Origin of the sequence: Streptomyces sp. NPDC002884 (assembly GCF_040295245.1) — a bacterium.
In the GTDB taxonomy this organism is placed as follows: Bacteria; Actinomycetota; Actinomycetes; order Streptomycetales; family Streptomycetaceae; genus Streptomyces.
The window spans coordinates 1-6,677 of the sequence record NZ_JBEOVB010000083.1 but is presented as its reverse complement, the minus strand read 5'-3'; the positions used below and the strand labels follow the sequence as shown (position 1 = coordinate 6,677).

Annotated in this window: 3 protein-coding genes and 2 pseudogenes; 2 read left to right on the top strand and 3 right to left on the bottom strand. The window is 63.6% G+C overall.

The annotated features are described in order from the left end of the window. Nucleotides 1-90 precede the first annotated feature (90 nt). On the bottom strand, nt 91-501 hold the full coding sequence (locus tag ABT070_RS45835; protein WP_351769276.1) for an IS3 family transposase: 411 nt from the start codon (nt 499-501) through the stop codon (nt 91-93). Next, a complete protein-coding gene (locus ABT070_RS45830) occupies nt 498-833 on the bottom strand; it encodes a transposase (RefSeq protein ID WP_351769275.1) in 336 nt (111 codons plus the stop codon). Before ABT070_RS45830 ends, ABT070_RS45835 begins: the two co-directional genes overlap by 4 nt. 2,337 nt (nt 834-3,170) lie before the next feature. Between ABT070_RS45830 and ABT070_RS45820 the strand changes: the two genes are divergently transcribed. After that, complete coding sequence (locus ABT070_RS45820) at nt 3,171-4,703, top strand: ISL3 family transposase (RefSeq protein ID WP_451103155.1); 1,533 nt, start codon at nt 3,171-3,173, stop codon at nt 4,701-4,703. A 1,071-nt stretch (nt 4,704-5,774) separates the two neighbouring features. Beyond that, nucleotides 5,775-5,919: pseudogene (locus ABT070_RS45815) on the top strand (telomere-protecting terminal protein Tpg); the annotation flags it as partial. Nucleotides 5,920-6,450: 531 nt separating this feature from the next. Here the strand turns inward: ABT070_RS45815 and ABT070_RS45810 are convergent. Then, nucleotides 6,451-6,677: pseudogene (locus tag ABT070_RS45810) on the bottom strand (transposase family protein); the annotation flags it as partial.

The window sequence follows — 6,677 nt, the reverse complement described above, 5'->3', positions numbered from 1 at the left end:
CCGAGCAGGCGACGGCCGAACCAACGAATCTGAACACCCATCAACCCCTGCTGACCAGCTGATCAGCACCTCCCGCATGACGGGGGAACCTCAGACCATCGTGAGGTCGGTGACCCACAGGCGATTCGGCGCCGGCGCGGTGAAGTCCCTGTTCACGAGGTCCGCAGCGAGCGTGGCCTTCGGGTCTCGGCGCGTGAAACCCTTGCGTCTGGGGATGACGCCCGCCAGGCCGTCCTCGCGCATCAGTCGCACGACCCGCTTGCGGCCGACGTGGACGCCCTCGCGCTTGAGGACGGTGTGCACCCGCGGAGAGCCGTAGATCCCGCCGGAATCGGCGTGGATCTGCCGGATCTGCTCGATCAGCTCGACGTCCCGACACTTGCGTTCGCACGGCTCGTGCTCGGCGCGGCGCCAGCGGTAGTAGGTGGAGGAGGCGATGTGCAGTTCCCGCAGGACGCACTCGACTCCCAGGCGGGGATGCTCGTCGACGAGCGCCGTCACCTGGGCCGGGTCGGGTCGAGTTGCGCCGCGAAAAACGCAGACACCGTCCGCAGGACTTCGTTCGCCCGCTTGAGCTGGACGTTCTCCTTACGCAACGCGACCAGCTCGGCGCGTTCGTCGGTGGTCAGCCCGTCGTTACGCTCGCCGGCGTCTCGCTCGGTCTGCCGGATCCACCCGCGCAGGGCCTCGGGATGCACGCCGATCTCTGCGGCCAGCTGTTTGATCTGCGGCTTCGGATCGGAAGCGCGATACATCCGCACCGCACGTTCACGCAGCTCCAGCGAGTATTTCCTGCGAGTAGCCTTGGTCGATGTTCCTCTCATGAGCACCATCTGACTCCCTGTCAACTGCTTCCGCATCTCGGGGGAAGCTCAGCCCGACACCCCGAAGTGCTGGCCGCCCAGCGCAAGGAGCGTGCCTGGATCCTTAGCGAGAAGGGCATCCGCTGGGCGGACGCCCACTCAGCACAGCATCCTGACCCAACTGGTGTTGCTATCCGGTTGGATCTCCAATCGTCGAACTCGAAGCCCGAAGTCTCCGCCCGGGCGATGATGTCGCGGACTGCCTCGGGGTTCGTGATGACTGCTTCAACGGCCGTCTTGAGAAGCACGCGGTCGCTCGGACTCCCGACCGCGCAGAACATACCGGCCTCGCTGTCGAAGTCGAGGCGCTCGAAACCGTCTTTGTGTGTACCAGCAGCCACCAGGAACACCTACGGCCCGGGTGGGCTCCCTTGCTGGCCCTACTCGGGGCTTCCGCACATGCACCGGGCGCGAGTTTTAACGTCTTGAACGTGAGGTGGAGTTCAGGATGTCAATTCCGCCAGGACCACTGAACGAGTGCTGGGCACCATGAGGGGTGTGGGAGGTGGACTGCGTACTTCCTGGAACTGGCAAAGACGCTGCAGTTGCAATACCTGAGGCAGGTGCCAGAACGGAGGGGCCAAGAGCACCCTCTCGCTGTACCGCCGAGCGAAGATGGTGAGTCGGAACTGCAGAATGCTGGGCTCGCGTTGTCGGTGCGGCGGGAGTAGGTGAGGCAGCCGCATGAAAACTTGAAGGCCCGGATCCGAAGCCAGAATTGTTACTGGGGTGGCGCGGAACGGGGTGAAGCACAGTAGGTAAATCGTTCATCACTTCTGTACCATGTCCGACACGATTTCTCCATGCCTCTACCTTGGCTTTCGATATTTCAATAGCAGAAGGCGCCGTAGATGCAGGGTGTGGCTGGATGCCTGAGGGGAAGCCGTACACCGCGAAAGGAGCGCTGCCGATGCCGGTCGGTTCTCGAGAGCTGATTCCCTCAACATATATGCGCGTTACCCCCTTGTGCTCACGTGTTTGGAAACCAGCCCGTCTGACTGATTCAATTTCCGCTTCGTTTAACTGCCCACTTCCATCCCTGCTAGCCAACTTGTAAAGAAAACTGTGAAGGTCTGGCGATTCACTTTGCGTAGGAATTGTGCCTCGACGGATCTCACTGTGAGCCCCTTGAAACCAATCATCAATTTCCTGAGCCCTGCATGTTTTCCTAAAAGGCATAAAAAAATTTCTCCTTGGCCACTGAAGTGGGGGTATTGGGTGCGCTACCGATTGGCTGACTTTCTTCAGCCGTCCTGCCGGCAAGTGAAGGTCGCGAGCATTTTGACGATGCTGCCAAGTAGGGCAGTTACTGTACTTGCTGGCTCAAGATGCCGACGCGACGTCACCTGGTCGGCGGCCACTCTGAAGAAGCTCATTGACGGAGCACATATTTCTGTTGGGTGTTGCGCTCAGTCCGCTGCTACCGTTGAAATGCGCTGGTAGATTTTTTCACATCCTAGCCTTAAGCGGCACTTAATAGCATGGAGAGTAGCGGTGACCTGGAGGCATTAACCTGCCCGCCAATCCGGTAGATGAGTTAATTATTTCTTCGGAAATTGTGAGGGTGCGGAGTGCGATCCGATGTCTTGATACCTCGCTGGTGGCAAGAACGATTGGCGGCTATGATGAAGACTATTCATGTACGGTTAAATTGCTCCGCTTGATTAGTATGCGGGTGGAATGTGATGCCTCTTTTTGTGCGCGCTATTCATTCAGATTTCACACTTCGGTGAAGCTGGCATGAAATTGACATGCATTGATTGAGCTTGGAATGCGGCGACTGAAGTGCGAAACATTCCATCGTTTAGAGTAGAGGTTCTGGCGCCGCTTCTGTCGAGCCACCCTTTGACTTAAGACTGAGGCTGCTTCCTGTGTAACGTTGCCGGGCTGCCGCAGGTTCAATTTGAGGTCCCCGAGATCTATAGTCCCGCGTGAAGCCGGGCAAGGAGGGTGCTGGGGCGGCCCCAGGGGCCTGCCGATCATTGAACCTCTTTCATCCTGAATAGTCGCAGGTCAAGAGTGATCCTTTTCAGTGCGGCCACCTATCGGGTGACGTCGCTTCCGCAGCTCGGCCCGACAAGGACAGCAGCTGCCCTGCTTGGAGGCTTCGTCAACATACTCGGGATCCTCACTCGCTGGAGGGGCGGCCGAAGAGGCTCAGTGTGTGGATGGCTTGGACGACGGTGCTGATACGCCGGGTTGTTGAACATCGGGCCCGCTGTAACCGTCGCCAGGGCTGTAAGAAGAACGGCTCTGGCCCGTAGTCGGTGGTGACGCCGAGTAGCCGCCCTTGATCATGATCTTGTGATGGATGTCAACTCCCTTATCGGGACGGTGTTTTCCGGGTTGTCGGTGCTGGTCGTCGAGGACGTGGTGGACGGCGGTGACGCGGTGGTGGTCACGGCTCGCACTCGGGACGTGGCGGTGCCGTGTCCGGTGTGCCGGACTCCGACGGCGAAGGTGCACGGATATCACCACCGGACGGTGACGGACGTGCCGGTCGACGGCCGCCCGGTCCTCGTCCACCTGCGCGTACGGCGACTGGCCTGTCCAGCCCTGGGCTGCCGGAGGCAGACCTTCCGCGAGCAGATTCCCGGACTGCTGGAGCGTCATCAGCGCCGCACGGTGCGCCTCGCCCGGCAGATATCCCAGGTAGCGCGGGAGTTGTGCGGCCGGGCAGCCCAACGCCTCGCCAGTCTGCTGGCCATGCCCGTGTCCCGCAGCACCGCGCTGCGCCGACTACGACGCCTGCCACTGCCGCAGCAGGTGATCCCGCGGGTGATCGGTGTGGATGATTTCGCCCTGCGCCGCCGCCACCGCTACGCCACGATCATCACGGATGCTGAAACCGGCCGACGCGTCGCGGTCCTGCCCGACCGCGAGAGGGCCACCCTGGAGTCCTGGCTGCGCGAACATTCTGGTGTCGAGGTCGTGTGCCGGGACGGCTCGGCGACTTACGCCGAGGCCATCCGCCGCGCCTTACCCGACGCGGTGCAGGTCAGCGACCGATGGCACCTCTGGAGAAACCTCTGCGACAAAGTCCAGCTCGAGGTCCGCGCGCACGCCGGCTGCCGGGCCACCATCAACCCGGCCCGCCCCGGCGGAGTACATGAGCAGACCACCCGGGAACGCTGGAACAAGGTCCACGACCTCCTCGGCCAGGGCGTCGGCCTCCTCGACTGCGCCCGCCGCCTCGGCGTGGCCCTGAACACCGTCAAACGCTACGCCCGCATGCCCGAACCCCAGGCCCTGCGCATCGCTCCCAACTACCGGCCCACCCTCGTCGACCCCTACCGCGACCATCTGCGCGCCCGCCGTGCGGCCGAACCGGCAGTTGCTGTCACCCACCTCCTCGAAGAGATCCGGGAGTTGGGCTACACCGGCAGCGCAAACCTCCTGGTCCGCTACCTCAACCAGGGCCGCGCCGAAGGCGACCGCCCTGTCACCACCGCGCGCCACGTCGGCCGCCTCCTGCTCACCGACCCCGAAAACCTGCGCCCGAAGGAATTGACCCTGCTGGAGAAGATCACCGCGGCCTGCCCGGAGATGACCGCACTCGCCGATCTCGTCCGCGGCTTCGCCGCCTTGCTCAAACCGGCCGAGAGCAACGACGCGAAGCTCACCGCGTGGATCACAGCCGCCCGCGCCGTCGGCCTGCCCCACCTGCACAGCTTCACCAATGGCCTCGAAATAGACCGGCCCGCCGTGAACGCCGGACTCACTCTGCCCTACCACAACGGCCGCACCGAGGGCGTCAACACCCGTACCAAGAGGATCATGAGACAGATGCATGGACGCGCCGGATTCGACCTCCTCCGCCACCGCATCCTCCTGCCCTGACGGACACCCAGCGTCACCACCGACTACGGGCCAGAGCCGTTGATTGGACAGTCCCGTCGGTCCCAGGTGGGGGGGGTTGGGTGGTACCTGTTTGGTCAGCGGCGGGAGCCGCTGCGCGGAGACTGCGGGCGGTGCTGCTGCTGGGACGACTGAGGCCCTAGCAAGTCAGGAAACAAGTCCTTGAGGCGTGGCAGGTTACTGGGATGAGGGTGGGTTGATGTGCTTTGAGGAACTGGCAGAGCAGGGGCTGTAGAGGTATTCGCCGGAGCTGATGATGACGCTGCCGCTTGGGCCCCGTCCGCTTGAGTGCTGGACGAGCTTGCAGCGGGCGGCTGAGCTGCCAGGTCGAGGAGGGCGGCAGCGGCGGCAGCGGCGGCAGTGTTCGCCCGTCGTGTCAGCCAGCCATTCCGGGCAGCGACTGAAGTCTTTTGGCGCTCTGCGGGATTCTGGTAACGCCTTATGCCGGCGATTGAGGCGTTGTGGGAGATCTGGGCGAGCTGCTCCGGTGTCCTGCCGGCTGCGGCGGCCTTGGCAATCGCGGAGCGCTCCGCAGGTGTCTTAGGCATGACGACTCCATGGGATGGTCGGGGTTGAGCTCTCTTGGAGCTTCGACGGTTGTAGGGCCGTTGAAGTTCAAGGGCGTGAATCTTTCCCTCAAACGCCCCCTGAGAGGGCATTTGATCTAGGCGTATCGCCCTGTATGCCCTAGTGGGTTCCTAGCCAGGTTGGCGTGGTTTCGTCCGTTATGCGTTTGGCGAGGCTGTCGATCGAGGCTGAGCCTTTTCCAACCTCATGTCTGTGCCGGTCAACGCTTGCTGACGGCTAAACACTTTGATCTGCGGCGAGGTCATGATCAGCGGATCTGTAGTCGGTCACGATGACCCGGAAGCGCCCCTCAGCATTGCCAGCGACGTTGACGGCCAGGTTGCAAAAAGGCTCACTGAGCTTCTTTGAGAGGGCCACCGATCGGGTGACGGTCCGTGAAGCGCAACGAGCGAAGCCCTCGGGCAGTTGATCGAGATGTCTGACGTCTCAACCACGCTGCTCAGGGGCCTCGTTGGGTCATCTATCGACGCCCGCGACCAGGGCGCCGACGACCAGGAGATGCGCGCGATCATCGCCGAAGGCTTCAAGGGACATCTACTTCCAGGACGGCGTGCGCGCACAGGGCCTCAGTGACGTCGAGATCAACGACATCGACCACCTCGACCTGGACTGCCATGGTGCTGGTCGGCGCGGACAGTTCCAGGGCGCGCTCCTGGCCGATGTGGGCGAGGCGGGTGTCCCCGAGCGTGGTGAAGGCGTGGCTGAGGTGGACGTGGTGCTTTTGCTCGCCGTACGTCAGCCACGTGTCCGACCACTCGCCCTCGGGGAGCCGGTCCATGAGGGCGTTGGCGGCTTCGAGCGCGGCGCGGGCCTGGTCGCTCTGGTGGTTTGAGGGCGTAGGCGCGGGCGGCGACCGCGGCCGCCAGGGTCGCCGCGGCGGTGGGCTGGTGCCCGGCGACGTGACGGGCCCGTTCGGCGAGGCCGGCCGCCGTCGGGGCGCCGTAGTTGAGCGGGACCATCGCCTCGCGGGCGAGGACCCAGGCGTGCAGTTGGTCGTCGCCGGATTCGGCGGCGGCCCGGGCGGCCGTGGCGACCAGGCGCGGGATTCCTTACGACTGCCCAGGTCGTGTAAGACGATCGCGGTCATCCCGGCCATCTGCCCGGCCGTACGAGGTCGGGGCGGGAGCAGGGGTAGCAGCAGGGCCGTGGCGTCGTGTATACGCCCAGGTCGCAGGGCATCGGTCCATAACGTGCGGCCTCGCCAGTCGGCGATGACGGTGGCCTTCATGGTGTTCTGCTTCTTCCTTCCCGAGACGAAGGCACGGCGTCCGCTGCGGCTGGCCGGTGGCCGCCGGATCTGGATCTCGGTGGCGTCCAAACGCAGCTCGGCGCCTTCGGCCTGGGCATAGGCAAATACATCCGTCAGCG

Coding starts and splice junctions, on each gene's coding strand:
- ABT070_RS45820 (WP_451103155.1), top strand. CDS start 3,171: ATGGATGTCAACTCCCTTATCGGGACGGTGTTTTCCGGGTTGTCGGTG.
- ABT070_RS45830 (WP_351769275.1), bottom strand. CDS start 833: ATGGTGCTCATGAGAGGAACATCGACCAAGGCTACTCGCAGGAAATAC.